The 16,352-nt window shown below is 66.2% G+C and carries 17 protein-coding genes; 16 read left to right on the top strand and 1 reads right to left on the bottom strand.

Going from position 1 to position 16,352, the window contains the following annotated elements; translation table 11 throughout:
- Window positions 1-18 precede the first annotated feature (18 nt).
- The 16 genes from WDB66_RS10845 to WDB66_RS10770 all read left to right on the top strand — a co-directional run bounded on the left by WDB66_RS10845 (window position 19) and on the right by WDB66_RS10770 (window position 15,605).
- Complete coding sequence (locus WDB66_RS10845; protein ID WP_339398600.1) at window positions 19-561, top strand: COG4648 family protein; 543 nt, start codon at window positions 19-21, stop codon at window positions 559-561.
- Complete coding sequence (locus WDB66_RS10840; RefSeq protein WP_339398599.1) at window positions 554-2,263, top strand: ApeI family dehydratase; 1,710 nt, start codon at window positions 554-556, stop codon at window positions 2,261-2,263. Before WDB66_RS10845 ends, WDB66_RS10840 begins: the two co-directional genes overlap by 8 nt.
- The gene (locus WDB66_RS10835) at window positions 2,260-3,006 is read left to right on the top strand and encodes a glycosyltransferase family 2 protein (protein ID WP_339398598.1); all 747 of its coding nucleotides are present in this window, start codon (window positions 2,260-2,262) and stop codon (window positions 3,004-3,006) included. The genes WDB66_RS10840 and WDB66_RS10835 overlap by 4 nt, the downstream gene beginning before the upstream one ends.
- A complete protein-coding gene (locus WDB66_RS10830; protein ID WP_339398597.1) occupies window positions 3,003-3,950 on the top strand; it encodes a lysophospholipid acyltransferase family protein in 948 nt (315 codons plus the stop codon). Before WDB66_RS10835 ends, WDB66_RS10830 begins: the two co-directional genes overlap by 4 nt.
- On the top strand, window positions 3,931-5,490 hold the full coding sequence (locus tag WDB66_RS10825) for an HAL/PAL/TAL family ammonia-lyase (RefSeq protein WP_339398596.1): 1,560 nt from the start codon (window positions 3,931-3,933) through the stop codon (window positions 5,488-5,490). The genes WDB66_RS10830 and WDB66_RS10825 overlap by 20 nt, the downstream gene beginning before the upstream one ends.
- Complete coding sequence (locus WDB66_RS10820) at window positions 5,490-5,906, top strand: acyl-CoA thioesterase (protein ID WP_339398595.1); 417 nt, start codon at window positions 5,490-5,492, stop codon at window positions 5,904-5,906. The genes WDB66_RS10825 and WDB66_RS10820 overlap by 1 nt, the downstream gene beginning before the upstream one ends.
- Complete coding sequence (locus WDB66_RS10815; protein ID WP_339398594.1) at window positions 5,903-6,526, top strand: LolA family protein; 624 nt, start codon at window positions 5,903-5,905, stop codon at window positions 6,524-6,526. Before WDB66_RS10820 ends, WDB66_RS10815 begins: the two co-directional genes overlap by 4 nt.
- Window positions 6,519-8,858, top strand: a complete 2,340-nt coding sequence (locus WDB66_RS10810; protein WP_339398593.1) for an MMPL family transporter — start codon at window positions 6,519-6,521, stop codon at window positions 8,856-8,858. The genes WDB66_RS10815 and WDB66_RS10810 overlap by 8 nt, the downstream gene beginning before the upstream one ends.
- Window positions 8,855-9,718 carry a class I SAM-dependent methyltransferase gene (locus tag WDB66_RS10805; protein WP_339398592.1) on the top strand — a complete coding sequence of 288 codons (864 nt, stop codon included), beginning with the start codon at window positions 8,855-8,857 and terminating at the stop codon, window positions 9,716-9,718. Before WDB66_RS10810 ends, WDB66_RS10805 begins: the two co-directional genes overlap by 4 nt.
- 16 nt (window positions 9,719-9,734) lie before the next feature.
- Entirely contained in the window at window positions 9,735-10,973 is a 1,239-nt protein-coding gene (locus WDB66_RS10800; protein WP_339398591.1) for an NAD(P)/FAD-dependent oxidoreductase, read from the top strand.
- On the top strand, window positions 10,961-11,494 hold the full coding sequence (locus WDB66_RS10795) for a DUF3261 domain-containing protein (RefSeq protein WP_339398590.1): 534 nt from the start codon (window positions 10,961-10,963) through the stop codon (window positions 11,492-11,494). Before WDB66_RS10800 ends, WDB66_RS10795 begins: the two co-directional genes overlap by 13 nt.
- Window positions 11,491-12,675: a beta-ketoacyl-ACP synthase gene (locus WDB66_RS10790; RefSeq protein WP_339398589.1), complete on the top strand. Its 1,185-nt coding sequence runs from the start codon at window positions 11,491-11,493 to the stop codon at window positions 12,673-12,675. The genes WDB66_RS10795 and WDB66_RS10790 overlap by 4 nt, the downstream gene beginning before the upstream one ends.
- On the top strand, window positions 12,675-13,124 hold the full coding sequence (locus WDB66_RS10785; RefSeq protein WP_339398588.1) for a hotdog family protein: 450 nt from the start codon (window positions 12,675-12,677) through the stop codon (window positions 13,122-13,124). Before WDB66_RS10790 ends, WDB66_RS10785 begins: the two co-directional genes overlap by 1 nt.
- Window positions 13,121-13,849: a 3-oxoacyl-ACP reductase FabG gene (gene fabG, locus WDB66_RS10780; protein ID WP_339398587.1), complete on the top strand. Its 729-nt coding sequence runs from the start codon at window positions 13,121-13,123 to the stop codon at window positions 13,847-13,849. The genes WDB66_RS10785 and fabG overlap by 4 nt, the downstream gene beginning before the upstream one ends.
- Window positions 13,849-15,090: a beta-ketoacyl-ACP synthase gene (locus tag WDB66_RS10775; protein ID WP_339398586.1), complete on the top strand. Its 1,242-nt coding sequence runs from the start codon at window positions 13,849-13,851 to the stop codon at window positions 15,088-15,090. The genes fabG and WDB66_RS10775 overlap by 1 nt, the downstream gene beginning before the upstream one ends.
- 71 nt (window positions 15,091-15,161) lie before the next feature.
- Window positions 15,162-15,605 carry an excinuclease ATPase subunit gene (locus WDB66_RS10770; RefSeq protein WP_339398585.1) on the top strand — a complete coding sequence of 148 codons (444 nt, stop codon included), beginning with the start codon at window positions 15,162-15,164 and terminating at the stop codon, window positions 15,603-15,605.
- A gap of 135 nt (window positions 15,606-15,740) precedes the next feature.
- Here WDB66_RS10770 and WDB66_RS10765 read toward each other — a convergent pair whose 3' ends face one another.
- On the bottom strand, window positions 15,741-16,343 hold the full coding sequence (locus tag WDB66_RS10765) for a helix-turn-helix transcriptional regulator (protein WP_339398584.1): 603 nt from the start codon (window positions 16,341-16,343) through the stop codon (window positions 15,741-15,743).
- Window positions 16,344-16,352 lie beyond the last annotated feature (9 nt).

Here is a 16,352-nt window from a genome sequence, read left to right as displayed (position 1 = left end):
GACGCTGCCCTGAGTCGAATGCGGACCGTGCTTTTCGTGGTCTTGTCGCTGGCCTATCCGCTGGCGATCTGGCTGGCGCTCGGGCGTTTCGAGCCGCGCTGGATGGCGCTGCTGCTGTTCGCGCTGGCGGCACTGCGCGCCCTGGGGACCCGCGACCCGGTCTGGATCGCCACCGCTGTTGCCGCAGCCCTGTTGGCGGCCATGGCCACGGTGTTGAATGCGGCCACGCCGCTCAAGCTCTATCCGGTGGCGGTCAATGCGCTGTTGCTGCTGGTGTTCGCCACCAGTCTGCTGCGTCCGCCCAGCGTGATCGAACGCATTGCGCGCCGCACCGAGCCTGACCTGTCCCCGGCGGGGGTGATCTATACGCGCCGGGTCACTTGGGTCTGGTGCGGATTCTTCGTGCTCAACGGTTCAATCGCGCTGGCCACGGCACTGTGGGCCAGCGCCGCCACCTGGGCGCTTTACAACGGCCTGATCGCCTATGGCCTGATCGGTCTGGTGTTCGCCGGCGAATGGCTGGTGCGCCAGCGTGTGCGGGCGGCGCAACATCATGGGTGAGTGGCTGCCGCTGTCCGGGCTGATGTGCCGTGCCGTGCCAGGGCGGGTTGTCGCAACCGGGGGCGAACTGGCCACGCATGCGCAGCTGCGCCAGCGCAGTGCGCAATGGCGAGCCGCGTTTGCCGGCCGCTCCGGCCGCTGGGCGCTGTATCTGGAGGACACGCTGGAATTTGCCGCGGCGCTGTTCGGTGCCTGGCATGCCGGTGTCGAGGTCTGGCTGTGTGGCGACACCTTGCCAGCGACACTCGATGCGCTGGCGCCGGACGTTGCAGGTTTTGCCGGCGATATGCCGGCCGCGCGGATGCCGCTGAAACCCCTGCCGTTGGCGGCCGATGAGGCGCTTTGGGAGGCGCTGGACGAACAGTCCACGCGGCTGGTGGTATTCACGTCCGGCTCGACCGGTGCGCCGAGCGCGATCGGCAAGTCGCTGGCGCAGCTGGCACGCGAGGTCGAGGCACTGGAGCGCAGTTTCGGCACACAGATGGAAGGGGCGGTGGTGCATGGCACCGTGTCGCACCAGCATATCTACGGGCTGCTGTTCCGCGTGCTGTGGCCACTGGCTGCGGGCCGGAAGATCGCCCCGCGCCGATTCTTCCATGAAGAGCTGGCCCCGGCCCTGGCACAGGAAACGGCCTGCATCCTGGTCAGCAGCCCGGCGCACCTGAAGCGGCTGCCCGACGCGCTGGACTGGTCGGGCGCGGCTGCGCGGCTGGGTGCGGTGTTTTCCTCCGGTGGTCCGCTGCCGTTGCAGGCCGGGGCGCAGGTGCGGCGCTTGCTGGGCCAGCCCGCGACGGAGATCTACGGCAGCAGTGAAACCGGTGGTATCGCCTGGCGGCGGCTGGAGTCCGATGCCGTATCGCCATGGACGCCGTTGCCCGGCGTGGCGTGGCGCATCGTCGGCGATCAGCTGGAGGTGCGTTCACCGCATCTGGCTACGGCCGACTGGTGGCGAAGTCAGGACCGGGTGCGGGCGCAGGGCGAAGGTTTCGTGTTGCTCGGGCGCGCTGATCGCATCGTGAAGATCGAAGAACGCAGGGTGTCGCTGGATGCACTGGAGCGCTGCCTGCTGGCGCAGCCGGAAGTGGCCGAGGCGCGCGTGCTGGTGCTGCCCGGTGCGCGCACCCAGCTGGCGGCGGTCGTGGTGCCTGCTGCGCAGGGCGACGCGCTGCGCGGGTCATCCGGTGATCGTGCCTTGCGCCAGCGCCTGGACACCGCGTTGGCGCAAGGCCAGGACAGCGTGACCCGGCCGCGACTGTGGCGTTTCGTGGCGGCCTTGCCGGTCAATACGCAGGGCAAGGTGACCGAGGCCGGGCTGCGTGCCTTGTTCGCACCTGCGGCCACATCGTTTCGGCCGCAGATCCAGTGGCGTGAGCAGGCCGCGCCGGAGCAGGCGCACGGTGAAGTCCTGGCCGATGGTGGGCTGTCGGTGTTCGACGGGCATTTCCCACAGGTGCCCATCCTTCCCGGCGTGGCGCAGCTGGACTGGGCGATCCACTTTGCACGCGAAGCCTTTGCGCTGCGGACTCCGGTGCTGCGCGTGGATGCGCTGAAATTCCAGCAGGTCGTGCGACCGGGCACCCGCCTGCATCTGGAGTTGCGCCTGGATACGGCGCGCGGCGCGGTGACCTTTGCCTGGCATTCGGCTGCCGGCAGTCATGCGGGCGGGCGTGTGCTGTTCGCACCGGACGGGGACAGGTCATGAGCGCGTTCGTCCCGTGGGTTGTTATTCCAGTGTACGACCATGAACACGCGATTGCCCGCACGCTGGCCGGAGTGCTGGAATCCGGGTTGCCGTGCCTGCTGGTCGATGACGGATCGCACCCGCCGTGTGAGCGTGAGCTTGAGCGTTTGGCGCAGCTGCATGCCGGCCGGGTCCGGCTGCTGCGGCTGGAAACCAATCAGGGCAAGGGCGGCGCGATGCTGGCCGGTTTCCGCAAGGCGGCAGAGCTGGGTGCCAGCCATGTGTTGCAGATCGATGCCGACGGCCAGCATGACACCGGCGATATTCCACGTTTCATCAGTGCTGCGCAGACCGCGCTGGACACCGTGGTGTGTGGCCAGGCGGTGTATGACCGGAGCGTGCCCAAAGGCAGGCTGTACGGGCGTTACCTGACCCATGTCTGGGTCTGGATCAACACACTGTCGTTCGCGGTGGCCGATTCGATGTGCGGTTTCCGACTGTATCCGCTGGCGCCAGTGCTGGCGCTGATCGATGCCGAACCGGTTGGCCGACGCATGGATTTCGACAGCGACATCCTGGTGCGTCTGGTCTGGCGTGGCGCGCCGGTACAGAACCTGCCAACCCTGGTGCGTTATCCGGAAGACGGCGTTTCGCATTTCGATGTCTGGCAAGACAATCTGCGCATCAGCGCGATGCACGCGCGGCTGTTCTTCGGAATGCTGCGGCGCCTGCCGCGATTGTTGTCGGCACGGGTGCGGCGATGAGCGCGCAGGGCGTGCCACACTGGGCGGCGTTGCGCGAATCGACCTGGGTGTTGGGCATCCGGATCCTGCTTGGCGTGCACGCCGTGCTGGGGCGTTGGCCGTTCCGACTGTGCGTATTTCCGGTGGTGTTTTTCCATTGGCTGGTGAACGGCATCGCGCGGCGCGCGTCGCTGCAATATCTGGAGCGGGTGCAGGCTCATTGCGGTGGCGTGGGTGCGGTGCCGGGATGGCGCCAGGGGTTGCGGCATTTCTTCAATTTTGCAGAAACCCTGCTGGACAAGCTGCTGGCGATGGCGGGGCGTTATCCGGCTTCGAAAGTGACGTTGCAGCGGCAGACGATGCTGGACCAGATCGGCAGCGGCGGTGGCGGGGTGATCGTCACCGCGCATATGGGGTGTCTGGAGCTCTGCCGCGCATTGGCACCGCATGTCCCGGGCTTGCGGCTGGTGGCGCTGGTGCACACCGCGCATGCCGAGCAGTTCAACCAGTTGTTGCAACGGCTGGCGCCGGATCATCCGGTGGAACTGGTGCAGGTGACCGAACTGGATCCGGGCACTGCGATCCGATTGGCCGAACGCGTCGCCCAAGGCGCTTTCATCGCCATTGCCGGGGATCGTGTGCCATTGCGCGGCGCGCGTCATGTGGACGTGGATTTCCTCGGACATCGGGCGCCGCTGCCGATCGGTCCGTATGTGCTGGCGGCGACATTGGGTTGTCCGCTGTTCGCGATGGGCTGCACCCGCCGGGGCGATGGCTACGGCATCGATTTCGTGCGTCTGGCGCAGCGGGTGGAATTGCCGCGCCGTCAGCGCGAGGCGGCCCTGGCCGCGCATGCCGCCGGATTTGCACGCTGGCTGGAAACCCAGGTCTGCGCGGCGCCCTTCGATTGGTTCAATTTCTTTCCGTTCTGGGATCAGTTTTCCGATGACGCTTCCCGTTCCTGACCTGGCGCCGGTGGTTTTCGGCCCGTCCGAACTCTGCATCGAGGAGGTTGTGGCGCTGGCGCGCCGGCAGCGTCCGGCGGTGCTGTCGACCGAGCCCACGTTCCGCGCCCGTATTGCGCGTGGTGCGGCCTTCCTTGACCGCTTGCTGGAACGTGACGGCGTGATCTACGGCGTCACCACCGGCTACGGTGATTCGTGCACGGTGAACATTCCACCGGCGCTGGTGGCGGAGCTGCCGCACCATCTGTTCGCCTATCACGGCTGCGGCATGGGGCGTTTCCTCGATGTCGAGGAAACCCGGGCGGTGCTGGCGGCGCGGCTGGCATCGCTGGCACGCGGGATGTCCGGCGTGAGCCTGGAACTGCTCGAAGGGCTGGCAGCGTTGCTGCGGCACGATGTCCTGCCCTTGATTCCGGCCGAAGGCTCGGTCGGCGCCAGTGGCGATCTGACGCCGCTTTCCTATGTTGCTGCGGTGCTGTGTGGTGAGCGCGAGGTGATGTTCCAGGGGCAACGCTGCAGCGCTGCGCAGGCGCTGGCGGCAATCGGTCGGGTACCGCTGCGGCTGCGTCCCAAGGAAGGGCTGGCGATCATGAATGGCACCGCGGTGATGACCGCACTGGCCTGCCTGGCGTTTGATCGCGCGCACTATCTGTCACGGCTGGCGACACGCCTGACCGCGTTCAATGTCTTCGCCAGTGCCGGCAACGCACACCACTTCGACGAGGTCTTGTTTGCGGCCAAGCCGCACCCCGGACAGATGCAGGTCGCACGGCGTTTGCGTGCGGATCTGGCCGAAGATGCCGCGCCGCGCAACCAGCAGCGTCTGCAGGACCGCTATTCGCTGCGCTGTTCGCCGCACGTGATCGGCGTGCTGGAAGACGCCTTGCCCTTCCTTCGCCAGCTGATCCAGGCTGAGCTCAACAGCGCCAACGACAATCCGCTGGTGGATCCGGACGGTGAGCGCATCCTGCATGGCGGGCACTTCTACGGTGGCCACATCGCGTTCGCGATGGATGCGCTGAAGAATGCGGTGGCCAATATTGCCGATCTGCTCGACCGGCAGCTCGCGCTGCTGGTGGACACGCGCTACAACCACGGCCTGCCGGCCAATCTGTCGGCCAGCCAGGGCGAACGGGCGCCGATCAACCACGGGCTCAAGGCATTGCAGATCAGCGTTTCGGCCTGGACTGCGGAGGCATTGAAACTGACCATGCCGGCGTCGGTGTTCTCGCGCTCCACCGAGTGCCACAACCAGGACAAGGTCAGCATGGGCACGATTGCGGCGCGCGATGCGCTGCGCGTGCTGGAGCTGACCGAACAAGTAGGCGCGGCGATGCTGATCGCCGCCCGCCAGGGCTGCACCTTGCGCCGGCAACAGGATCCGACTCTGCCGCTGGGCGATGCTCTGGAACGGATGCTGGCCGATCTTGCCGAGCGCGTTGCGCTGGTCGAAGAAGACCGCGCGCTGGATCAGGATCTGCACCGGTTGCTGGCCGATATCCGCGCCCAGCGCTGGAACCTGTACACGGAGTTGGCGTGATGTCCGACCTTTTCTGCGAGATTGCGCTGGAGCCGGCGTTCCACGATTGCGACCCGATGAACGTGGTCTGGCACGGCCACTACTTCAAATACCTGGAGATCGCGCGCTGCGCACTGCTGCGGCGTTTCGATTACGACTATCCGCAGATGCAGGCCTCGGGCTGGTTGTGGCCGGTGGTGGATGCGCGCATCAAGTATGTGCGGCCGTTGCACTTCGGCCAGAAGCTGCGGGTGGGTGCGCGCATCGTGGAGTGGGAAAACCGGTTGCGCATCGATTACGAAATCCGCGATGAGGCCAGCGACGAGCGCCTGACCCGTGCCCATACCATCCAGGTTGCGGTTGACGCGGCCACCGGTGAACTTCAATACGTCTGCCCGCAGGTTTTGTGGCAGCGGCTGGGTGTGGATGTGGCATGAATATTCCCGGGCGTGGCGTTCTGATCGGGTTGCTGTGGGCCCTGTGCGGTACGGTGCAGGCGCAGGAGCGGGCGGATTTCGATGCGGTGGCGGCCAGAGTCGAGCAAGCCGAGGTGCTGCGCGGCGACTTCAGTCAGGAAAAGCACGTGGAAGGCTTCCGCAACCCGCTGCGTTCCAGTGGCCGCTTCCTGCTGGCCAGCGGCCGCGGCGTGCTGTGGGAAACGCTGGCACCGTTCCCCGGCGAGATGGTCATCACGCGTGAGCGCATCACCAGCCGCCAGCCTGATGGCAGCCAGCGGGTCGAGGTCGATGCCAGCCGTCAGCCGGGTCTGGCGGCGGTCAACAGCACGCTGTTCGCACTGATGGGCGGGGATGTGGCGGCGCTGTCCGCCCGTTTCGAGGGCGAGGCCCAACTGCTGCCGGATGGGCGCTGGAAGCTGGAACTGGTGCCGCGGCCGGGGCCGCTGGCGCAGGCGTTCAGCACGTTGTCGATCGAGGGGGGGCGTTTCGTGGAACAGGTCGAGCTGCTTGATACGCAGGGTGATCGCACCCGCATCGTGTTCAGTGCGCTGGCCACCGGCCCGGCGCTGGAGGCCGGGGAGGCCGCGCGCCTTGACTGAGCCGGTGACAGGTTCCACACCGATCCGTGGCTGGCGCTGGTGGGCGCTGCTGTGGCTGGGTGCGGTGTTGCTCGTGGGCTGGCACCAGTGGCAGTTCTGGCGCGAGGCGCGAATCGATACCGACGTGTTGGCGCTGCTGCCACGTGACGCGGCCGATGTGGAGGCCGCCGATGCCACCGCGCGCATCGCCGAATCCAGTGCGCGCCGAGTGGTGGTGCTGCTGGGGGCGAGCGAGGCCGCCGATGCGGTGCGCGCGCAGCAGGTGTTCCGGACCACGTTGGACAGCAGCAATGTGGCACTGGAAGAAGTCGCATCAGCTGCGGACTGGTTCGATGGCGCACGTGCGTTCTACGCGCCCTACCGCGACCGCCTGTTGACCGCGGAGCAGCGGCAGATGCTGCAGCAGGCCGATCTGGCGATGTTGGTGCAGCAGGCGATGGTGCGGCTGCACGGCCCGGTTGGCGCGGGATTGACCGGTTGGCTGGCCGACCCGCTCGCGCTCTGGCCGCAGTGGTGGCAGCAGCGCGTGCTCGCCTCCGGCGTGCAGGTCGGCGAGCACGGACTGGTCATGGCGGATGGCCGGCACTGGGCCGTGTTGCAACTGGAACTGGCCGGATCGGCCTTCCGTCTGGATGGCGAACCGCATCTGGAGCGCGCATTGACCCAGGCCGCCGACGCCGCGCGTGCGCAGGTGGACGGATTGCGCATCCTGCGTGCCGGTGTGCCGCTGCATGCTGAAGCGGCGGCGGTGCAGGCCAACAATGAGATCAACACCATCGGCTGGGGCTCGCTGGCGGCGGTGTTGCTGTTGGCCTTCCTCGCCTTCCGTTCGCCGCGGTCGATCGTGCTGGTGGCGCTGTCGCTGCTGGTCGGTTGTGCGGTCGGCTTGTCGGTGACGGCACTGCTGTTCGAACGGGTGCACTTGCTGACACTGGTATTCGGCGCCAGCCTGGTGGGTGTGGCCGAGGACTACGGCATCCACTGGTTCGCGTCGCGCCAAGGCTATCCGCAGCAGGATCGCTGGTGTCTGCTGCGTCATCTGTTGCCCGGGTTGTGGCTGGCGCTTTTGACCAGCGCGGCCGTATACCTGGCGCTGGGTCTGGCACCGTTCCCGGGGCTGCGGCAGATGGCGGTGTTCTCGGTCGCCGGCCTGACTGGTGCCTTCCTCAGCGCGATTTTGTGGTTCCCCTGGCTGGATGCGCGCCCACCGCGCGACAGCCGGTTCGCGCGGGCATTGGGCGCTTCGTTGCGCTTCTGGCCCTGTTTCCGGCCCGGTGCCGGCTGGGCATGGGCGGCGGTGCTGGCAGTGGTATTCATAATTTCCGGATTGCTGCGGCTGGAAGTGCGTGATGATCTGCGCAGCCTGCAATCGTCGCCCGAAGCACTGATCGCCGAGCAGATCAAAGCCGGGCGCGTGCTGGGTCTGCCCAGTCCGGCGCAGTTTTTCCTGGTGCGTGGGGCGGATGCGCAGCAGGTGCTGGAGCGTGAGGAAGCGCTGGTCGAACGTCTGGTGACGCTGCACCAACAGCAACAGATCGGTGGCTGGCGCGCGATCACCGACTGGTTGCCTTCGCAACGCCGTCAACAGGCCGACGCACAGCTCAGTGCGCGGCAGGAAGGCCAGGTGCTGGAACAGTTGGGCCAGCTGCTGGATGAAACCCTGTCGCGCCCGGCGTTTGCCTCCGCACCATTGGCGCTGCAGGACTGGCTGGCCGCACCGGTATCGCTGCCGGCGCGCGCGCTGTGGCTGGGCGAACTGGGCGAGGGCATGGCCAGTGTGGTGATGCTGGACGATCCGGCGCGTGGCGGTTCGCTGCAACCGCTGCACGCGGCGGCAGTGGATATCGAAGGGGTGCGCTTCGTCGACCGTGCGGCCGACTATTCACAGCTGCTCGGGCATTACCGTGGCCTGATGTCGTGGTTGTTGCTGGCCGGTGTGGTGGCGGTGCATCTGCTGCTGATGTGGCGCTTCGGTGCGGCGGCCTGGCGGGTGATGCTGCCGACCTTGCTGGCGGCGCTGCTCACCTTGGCGCTGCTGGGCTGGATGGGCGAGCCGCTGCAACTGTTCAATGTGCTGGCGCTGATCCTGCTGCTGGGCATGGGAATCGATTACGGCATTTTCCTGATGGAACATCGTGGCGATGATTCGGCCTGGCTGGCGGTTTGTGTCGGGGCGGCGAGTACTTGGCTGTCGTTCGGACTGCTGTCGCTGTCGGCGACGCCGGCGCTGCATGCATTCGGCCTGACCCTGCTGTTCGGCATCGGTCTGGTGTGGCTGCTTTCACCGCTGTTCCGGCCGCTGGCGTCCACGACGCGCGGAGCGGTGACATGACGCAGCCAGACTGTTCAGTGCGCGATGCTGCACCTCTGGCGGAATCCGCTGCGGTGGACTGGGCCCAGGTGGAGCTGCCGCCCACCTGGCCGGATCACTCCGGAGCCGGGACATTGTTCGCCAGTGCGCTGCGCCGGCGTCGCGGCAAGGTGACATTGCCCGACGTCCTGCCGCACGCCGGGCCGATTCCGCGATACGTGTTGCAGGAGTTCCACAATCTGCCCAACGGCAATTATTCGCACCGCATCACGACCGGTTATTCGCACGGTTTCGATCACGCGATGCTGGGCATGCTCAGGCATGAGCGCAGGCGCATGGCGCAGTTGCTGGATGGCGCGCAATGCGCGCTGGATCTGGGCTGCGGTGCCGGACATCTGGCGCTGGAGATGCATCGCGTCGGCATTCCCGAGGTTTGGGGTCTGGATCCATCGCCCTATCTGCTGCGCCTTGCGGCGCGACAGGCACCACAGTTGCGCTGGGTGCAGGGTGTTGGCGAAAACAGTGGCCTGCCGGACGCACGGTTTGATGGCGTGGGCATCTGTTTCGTGCTGCACGAAATCCCGCCCACGTACATCCGTCGTCTGCTGACTGAACTCAGGCGCATCACGCGCCCCGGCGCGCGTCTGGTCGTAGTCGAGCCATCGCCGTTGCAGTGGAATGGCGGGCGCCTGGAATTGCTGCGACGGTTCGGCTGGCACGGTCTGTATTTCCGCTGGATGGCACGGCGTGTCTTCGAGCCGTTCGCCGATGCCTGGCACCGGTTTGATTTTGCCGCTGCACTGGCGGCGGAAGGGTTCGAGGTGCAGCGCGATGACATCGGCTGTCCGTTCCGCGTGTTCGTGGCCGAGCGCCACCTTTGATAAAAGTGAGTAAGACATGAGCCTTCGTATTGAAACCACCGATGTCCTGATCATTGGTGCCGGCCCTGCTGGCTCGGTCGCGGCGGCGTTCCTGCGGCAGCAGGGGCGCAGCGTGATGATCCTGGAGCGGCAGCAGTTCCCGCGTTTTTCGATCGGTGAAAGCCTGTTGCCGCAGAGCATGGAATACATCGAGGCCGCCGGCCTGCTGCGCGATGTGGTCGAAGCCGGCTTCCAGTACAAGAACGGTGCCACGTTCGCGCGCGGCGACCAGACCACGTGGTTCGATTTCCGCGACAAGTTTTCGCCCGGCTGGGGCACGACCTACCAGGTGCAGCGCGCGACCTTCGACGATGTGCTGGCACGCGGCGCCGAACGCATGGGCGCGGAACTGCGCTTCCAGCACGAGGTGCTGGCGGTGGAACCCGGCGAGCGTCCACGCGTGACGGTGCGTTCTCCGGAAGGCGAGGAGTACGTGGTCGAGGCGGCTTTCCTGCTCGACGCCAGTGGCTTTGCGCGGCTGCTGCCGCGTCTGCTGGATCTGGAGCGGCCGTCCAATTTCCCGGTGCGCGGCGCGCTGTTCACGCATGTGCGCGACAACACCCCGGCCGGCAGTTTCGATCGCAACAAGATCGTCATCACCACCCACCCCGAGCACGTGGATGTCTGGTACTGGACGATTCCGTTCTCCAACGGCTGCTGTTCGCAGGGTGTGGTGGCCGAGCCTTCGTTCATGGAGAAGTACACCGGTACCGATCTGGAGCGTTTGCAGGCGATGGTCGCCGAGGCGCCGAACCTGCGCCGGCTGCTGGTCAATGCCGAATGGGACGTGATGCCGGTGCGCCAGATCGTGGGCTATTCGGCCAATGTCAGCTCGCTGGTGGGGCCGGGCTATGCGTTGCTGGGCAATGCCGGGGAATTTCTCGATCCGGTGTTTTCCTCCGGCGTCACCATCGCGTTCAAGTCCGCACAGCTGGCGGCGGATTGTCTGGAACGGCAGTTCGCCGGCGAAACGGTGGACTGGGAACAGGATTTCTCGGAACCGTTGCGCATGGGCGTGCGGACCTTCCGCCGCTTCGTGGAATCCTGGTACGCCGGCGGTTTCCAGAACATCATCTACCACCAGGACCAGCAGCCCGAGGTCAAACGCATGATCTGCGCGATCCTGGCCGGTTATGCCTGGGACCGGAACAACCCTTACGTGGCCGACGACAACGGCCGCCGCCTGCGGGTGCTGGAGGAACTGTGTTCCGCCTGAGCCTGCTCGCGCTGCTGCTGATACTGGCCGGCTGCGTGGCAATGGCGCCGCGCCCGCAGGTGGTGCTGCCGACCTTGCATCTGGCGCCGGCGGCGTTGGGGCAGGAGTTGACGGTGCAGCAGCAATTGCTGTTCACCTTCGGCAGTCACGAACGCGAACTGGTCGCGTTGCTGGAGGTGGACGCCACCGAAGTCAGGCTGGCGGTGGAAGCGATGGGCCAATCCGGGGTGCGGCTGCTTTGGGATGGCAGCACACTGGAGGAACGCCGCGCGCCCTGGTTGCCGCCGCAACTGCGCAGTGCGCGGGTGCTGGATGACCTGCAATTCGTGCACTGGCCGGTAGCGGCGATCCGCGCCGTGCTTCCTTCCGGCTGGGAACTGGAAGCCGATGGGGATTCACGTCGCCTGGTCTTGGCCGGCCACACCTGGCTGAGCGCGCACTACGCGCCGGGGCAGGTGACGCTGGACAATGCGGCCGATGGTTACCGCCTGCGCATCCGCTCGGCCGGAGGCGCACGATGAACATGCCGGTCTATCTGAATGCGATGGGCCTGGTGTGTGCGCTGGGCGATGGCGTGGACGAATGCGCTGACACCCTGTTCCGCAGCGATGCGGCCCATGGACTGGTGCGCAGTACGCGTTACAGCCCCGGGCGCGAGCTGGCGCTGGGTGAGGTCACGACGCCGCTGTCGGCGCTGGCCGAACATCCGCTGGCCTTGCGCAGCCGCAACAACGCCTTGCTGCAGCGCGCCTGGGTACAGATCCAGGCGCAGGCCGATGCGCTGCGCGAGCGTGTGGGTGCGGCGCGGTTGGCGGTGATCGTCGGCACCAGCACTTCGGGCATCGGCGAGGCCGAGCGTGCAATCACGCGCCGCGACGCGCAGGGCTGGCCTTCGGACTTCCACTACGGTCAGCAGGAAATCGGCGCACCCTCGCGCTTTCTTGCAACCCTGGCGGGCAGCCGGGGGCCGGCCTGGACGGTTTCCACCGCCTGTTCGTCCGGGGCCAAGGCGCTGGCCTCCGGTGCGCGTCTGCTGCGTGCCGGCATCGTCGATGCGGTGATCGCAGGTGGTGCGGATTCGCTGTGTGGTTTCACGCTGGCCGGATTCAGCGCACTGGAAGCGGTGTCACCCGAGCCCTGCCTGCCGTTCTCGCGCCAGCGCAGCGGCATCAATATCGGCGAAGGTGCGGCACTGTTCCTGATGACGCGCGAGCCTGGCCCGGTCCGGCTGGCCGGCTGGGGTGAAAGCTCGGATGCGCACCACATGTCGGCACCCGACCCCAAGGGTGAGGGCGCGATCGTCGCCGTGCTCCAGTCGATGTCACGTGCTGGGCTGAAGGCACGCGACATCGACTATGTGAACCTGCATGGCACCGCGACCGCGCACAACGACGCAATGGAGGCACAGGTGGTGACGCATACGCTCGGCAGCGAAGTGGCGGCCAGTTCCACCAAGCCGATGACCGGCCATGCGCTCGGTGCCTCGGGTGCGATCGAGGCCGCGATCAGCTGGATCACGCTGGCGAAAAACCCGCGTCATCTGCTGCCGCCGCACTGGTACGACGGCGACTACGATCCTGCACTGCCGCGCATCGATCTGGTGCAGCCGGGCCGCAGCGCGCCGGCGCCCTTGCGGCATGTGCTGAGCCATTCCTTTGCCTTTGGCGGCAGCAACGCCGTGCTGTTGCTGGGAGCCGGCTGATGCATTGGGATATCGAACAGCTGATCCCGCATCGTGGCCCGATGCGTTTCATCGAGCGGCTGCTGGAGTGGACGCCGGAGAGCGTGCGTGTGGCGTTGCAGGTGCCGGCCGATGGTCTGTTCATCGAAGCGGAAGGCATGCCCGCCTGGGTCGGGATCGAATACATGGCGCAGGCGGTGGCCGCATGGGCGGGAGGCCGCGCACGCAGCGCCGGACGCGAGCCGCCGCTGGGCTTCCTGCTCGGTACGCGGCGCTATGCACCACAGGTCACGCATTTTCCGCCGGGCAGCGAGCTGATCGTGGAAGCACGTCTCGAACTGATGGGCGACAATGGCGTAGGGGCGTTCGCTTGTCGCATCGTGTCTGATGGCATCTGCGTGGCCGAGACCATGGTGACGGTGTTCGAGCCGGACGATGCGCAGGCCTATCTGGAGAGTTCCAACCCATGAGTTTCAACACCATTCTGGTGACCGGTGCCAGCCGCGGTATCGGGCGGGCGATCGCGTTGGCCGCAGCAAAAGCAGATCATGACGTGGTGGTGCATTGCCGCAGCCGGGTCGACGATGCGCAGGCTGTTGCCGCACAGATCACCGCGCTGGGCCGCAACGCACGCGTGTTGGCCTTCGACGTGTCCGACCGCGCTGCTTGCCGGGCGGCGCTGGAGCAGGACATCGAAGCCCACGGCGCCTACTACGGCGTGGTTTGCAATGCCGGCATCACCGCCGATACCGCTTTCCCGGCGATGACCGAAACCGAATGGGACAGCGTGGTCCACACCAATCTGGATGCGTTCTACAACGTGCTGCATCCGCTGGTGATGCCGATGGTGCGGCGCCGTGCGCCAGGGCGCATCGTGACGCTGGCCTCGGTGTCCGGGCTGGTCGGCAATCGCGGCCAGACCAACTACAGCGCCGCCAAGGCCGGGGTCATAGGTGCCAGCAAGGCCCTGGCGCTGGAGCTGGCCAGCCGCGGCATCACCGTCAATTGCGTGGCTCCGGGCCTGATCCAGACCGATATGGTCGATGAGCAGCTGATGTCCGAAGCACTGAAAATCATCCCGGCGCGCCGCGCCGGAACACCTGAAGAAGTCGCCGCACTGGTGGTGTTCCTGCTGTCGTCGCAGGCTTCCTACATCACCCGGCAGGTGATCTCGGTCAATGGGGGAATGATCTGATGGGTTCCAGACCAAGGCGTGTGGTCGTCACCGGTGCGGCCGGCATCAGCCCGCTGGGCAATGACTGGCCGACCATCCGTGCATCGCTTCGTGCCTGCCGCAATGCGGTGCAGCGCATGGATGCATGGGATATCTACGAAGGTCTGAACACCAAGCTCGCCGCGCCGGCAGCGGGGTTTGAACTGCCGTCCCATTTCACCCGCAAGACCACGCGCAGCATGGGGCGGGTGGCCCTGATGGCGGTCCTGAGCGCCGAGCAGGCATTGCGGGAAGCCGGGCTGTTTGGTGATCCGCTGTTGAAAAGCGGCGCGGTTGGCGTTTCGCACGGCTCCTCGGCCGGCACCCATTCGGCGATCGGTGATTTCGGGCGGATGCTCAACCAGCACACCACCGCCGGCATCACCGCGACCACCTACATCAAGATGATGAGCCACACCGCGCCGGTGAATATCGGCGTGCATCTGGGCCTGACCGGGCGCGTCATCACCACGTCCAGCGCCTGTACCTCGGGCAGCCAGGGAGTGGGGTCGGCCTATGAAGCGATCCGTGCCGGCAAGCAGATCGCGATGCTCGGTGGTGGCTCCGAAGAACTGGATGCCACCGCTTCGGCGGTGTTCGACACGCTGTTTGCCACCAGCGTGCGCAATGATGAGCCCCATTTGACGCCGCGCCCGTTCGATAGCGCGCGTGATGGACTGGTATTGGGCGAGGGGGCGTGTTCGCTGCTGCTGGAGGATCTGGAACACGCCCAGGCCCGTGGTGCGACGATCCTGGCCGAGGTGGTGGGCTATGGCACCAACAGTGATGGCCAGCACGTGACCCAGCCCAGTTCCGAGACAATGGCGCGGGCCATGCATCTGGCACTGGAAGATGCCGGGCTGTCGCCGGAAGCCATCGGGTACGTCAACGCACATGGCACCGCGACCGATCATGGCGATGTAGCAGAATCACAGGCGACGGCACGGGTGTTCGGGCCACGCATGCCGTTTTCCTCGCTCAAGAGCTATATGGGCCACACCCTGGGTGGGTGTGGTGCACTGGAAGCCTGGATCAGCATCCAGATGATGCGCGAGGGCTGGTTCGCGCCGACGATCAATCTGGAACAGGTCGATCCGCGCTGCGGCGAATTGGATTATCTCGTTGCAATTGGCCGCGAACTTGACGTGGAATATGTGATGAGCAACAACTTCGCTTTCGGTGGCATCAATACTTCGCTGATTTTCCGCCGCTGGACGGCTTGAGCCGGTACATCGCAGCTTTTCATTTTTCCCTTCGCCCCTGCTTGCGGGCAGACCATCCACAGGAGTTCTTCATGAAGCAGATCATCGCCATCGCCGTGCTCGCATTGCTGGCCTTTGCACCACAGGCCGACGCCCGCAACACCCGTCACGAATTGCCGCTACAGGAACTGCTGAATTCACCCATGGCACGCGAAGCCGGCATCGACGGCAGCGTGCGGTTCTATCTGCGTGGTGCCGCGCATCCGCCGATTCAGTCGCGCATGGGTGACGATATCGGCAACCGCAAGACCAATGCGGCCAACAAGTCCGACGTGGAGGCCTGCAACTGGGTCGCATTGACCGTGCTCAAGGCCTTCCAGGAAAAGGCCAAGGCGATGGGCGCCAACGCCGTGGTGGACATGGTCAGCTTCTACAAGCGGCGCGAATTCTCCAGCCCGACCAACTATGAGTGCTACGCAGGCACCATCCTTGCCGGCGTCACGCTGAAAGGCACTTACGCCAAGGTGGGCAACTGACCCAGGCGGTGCTGCGCGCCGGGCATATGCAATCGGGCGCTATACGCAGAAGCCGCCCAGCGTGGGCGGCACTGCCGGAGGTGCAACGTGTAGAGCATTGACCGGGCCACGTCGGCAACAGGCGCATCCATGGCATCACTGATGCGCGATGACCTCGCCCTGCGTCCAGCGGCGAGCTGCTTCGACCAGTTCGGAGGCGTTGCCCAGGCCCAGTTTGCGTTTGATGTTCTCGCGATGGGCTTCGATGGTCTTGATGCTGCGGTGCAGTTGGCTGGCGATCGCGCGGGTGGCAAGGCCACGGCCGATCAGCGCGAATACTTCCAGTTCGCGGTGCGAAAGCGGCAGCGGTTGGGCCGCGCGCAGCGAGGGTGGCAGCGGACAGTCGGTGCAGGATCCGGATTGGCGGGTCGGGGTGCCGGAACAGGTGCGGCCGCTGCAAGCCAGGGCGGTTTCCAGTGCCTTGCGGGCCTGCTCCAGGGGGCTGCGTTCGCTGATGAAGCCGCAGGCATTGATGTCGGTGGTGGTGTTGCCCGGGTGTATGCGCGGCGACAGCAGCAGGGTGCGGGTGGGGTGGGCGAGCAGGGTGGATGACGCGGCTTCGGCCAGGTCCTGATCCAGTATCAGCACATCGGCCGGGTGTTGGCGCAATGCGCGGGTCAGGCCGGATACGCTGGTGGCGGTGGCGACGACCTGGGCATCGCCGATGGAAGCGACCACCTGGCGCAGTCCCAGCAACACCAGCCCGCC

The sequence above is a fragment of the Denitratimonas organivorans genome, assembly GCF_037478135.1.
Classification (GTDB): Bacteria; Pseudomonadota; Gammaproteobacteria; order Xanthomonadales; family Xanthomonadaceae; genus Denitratimonas.
The sequence above is the reverse complement of the archived record's forward strand: the minus strand, read 5'-3'. Positions and strand labels throughout refer to the sequence as shown.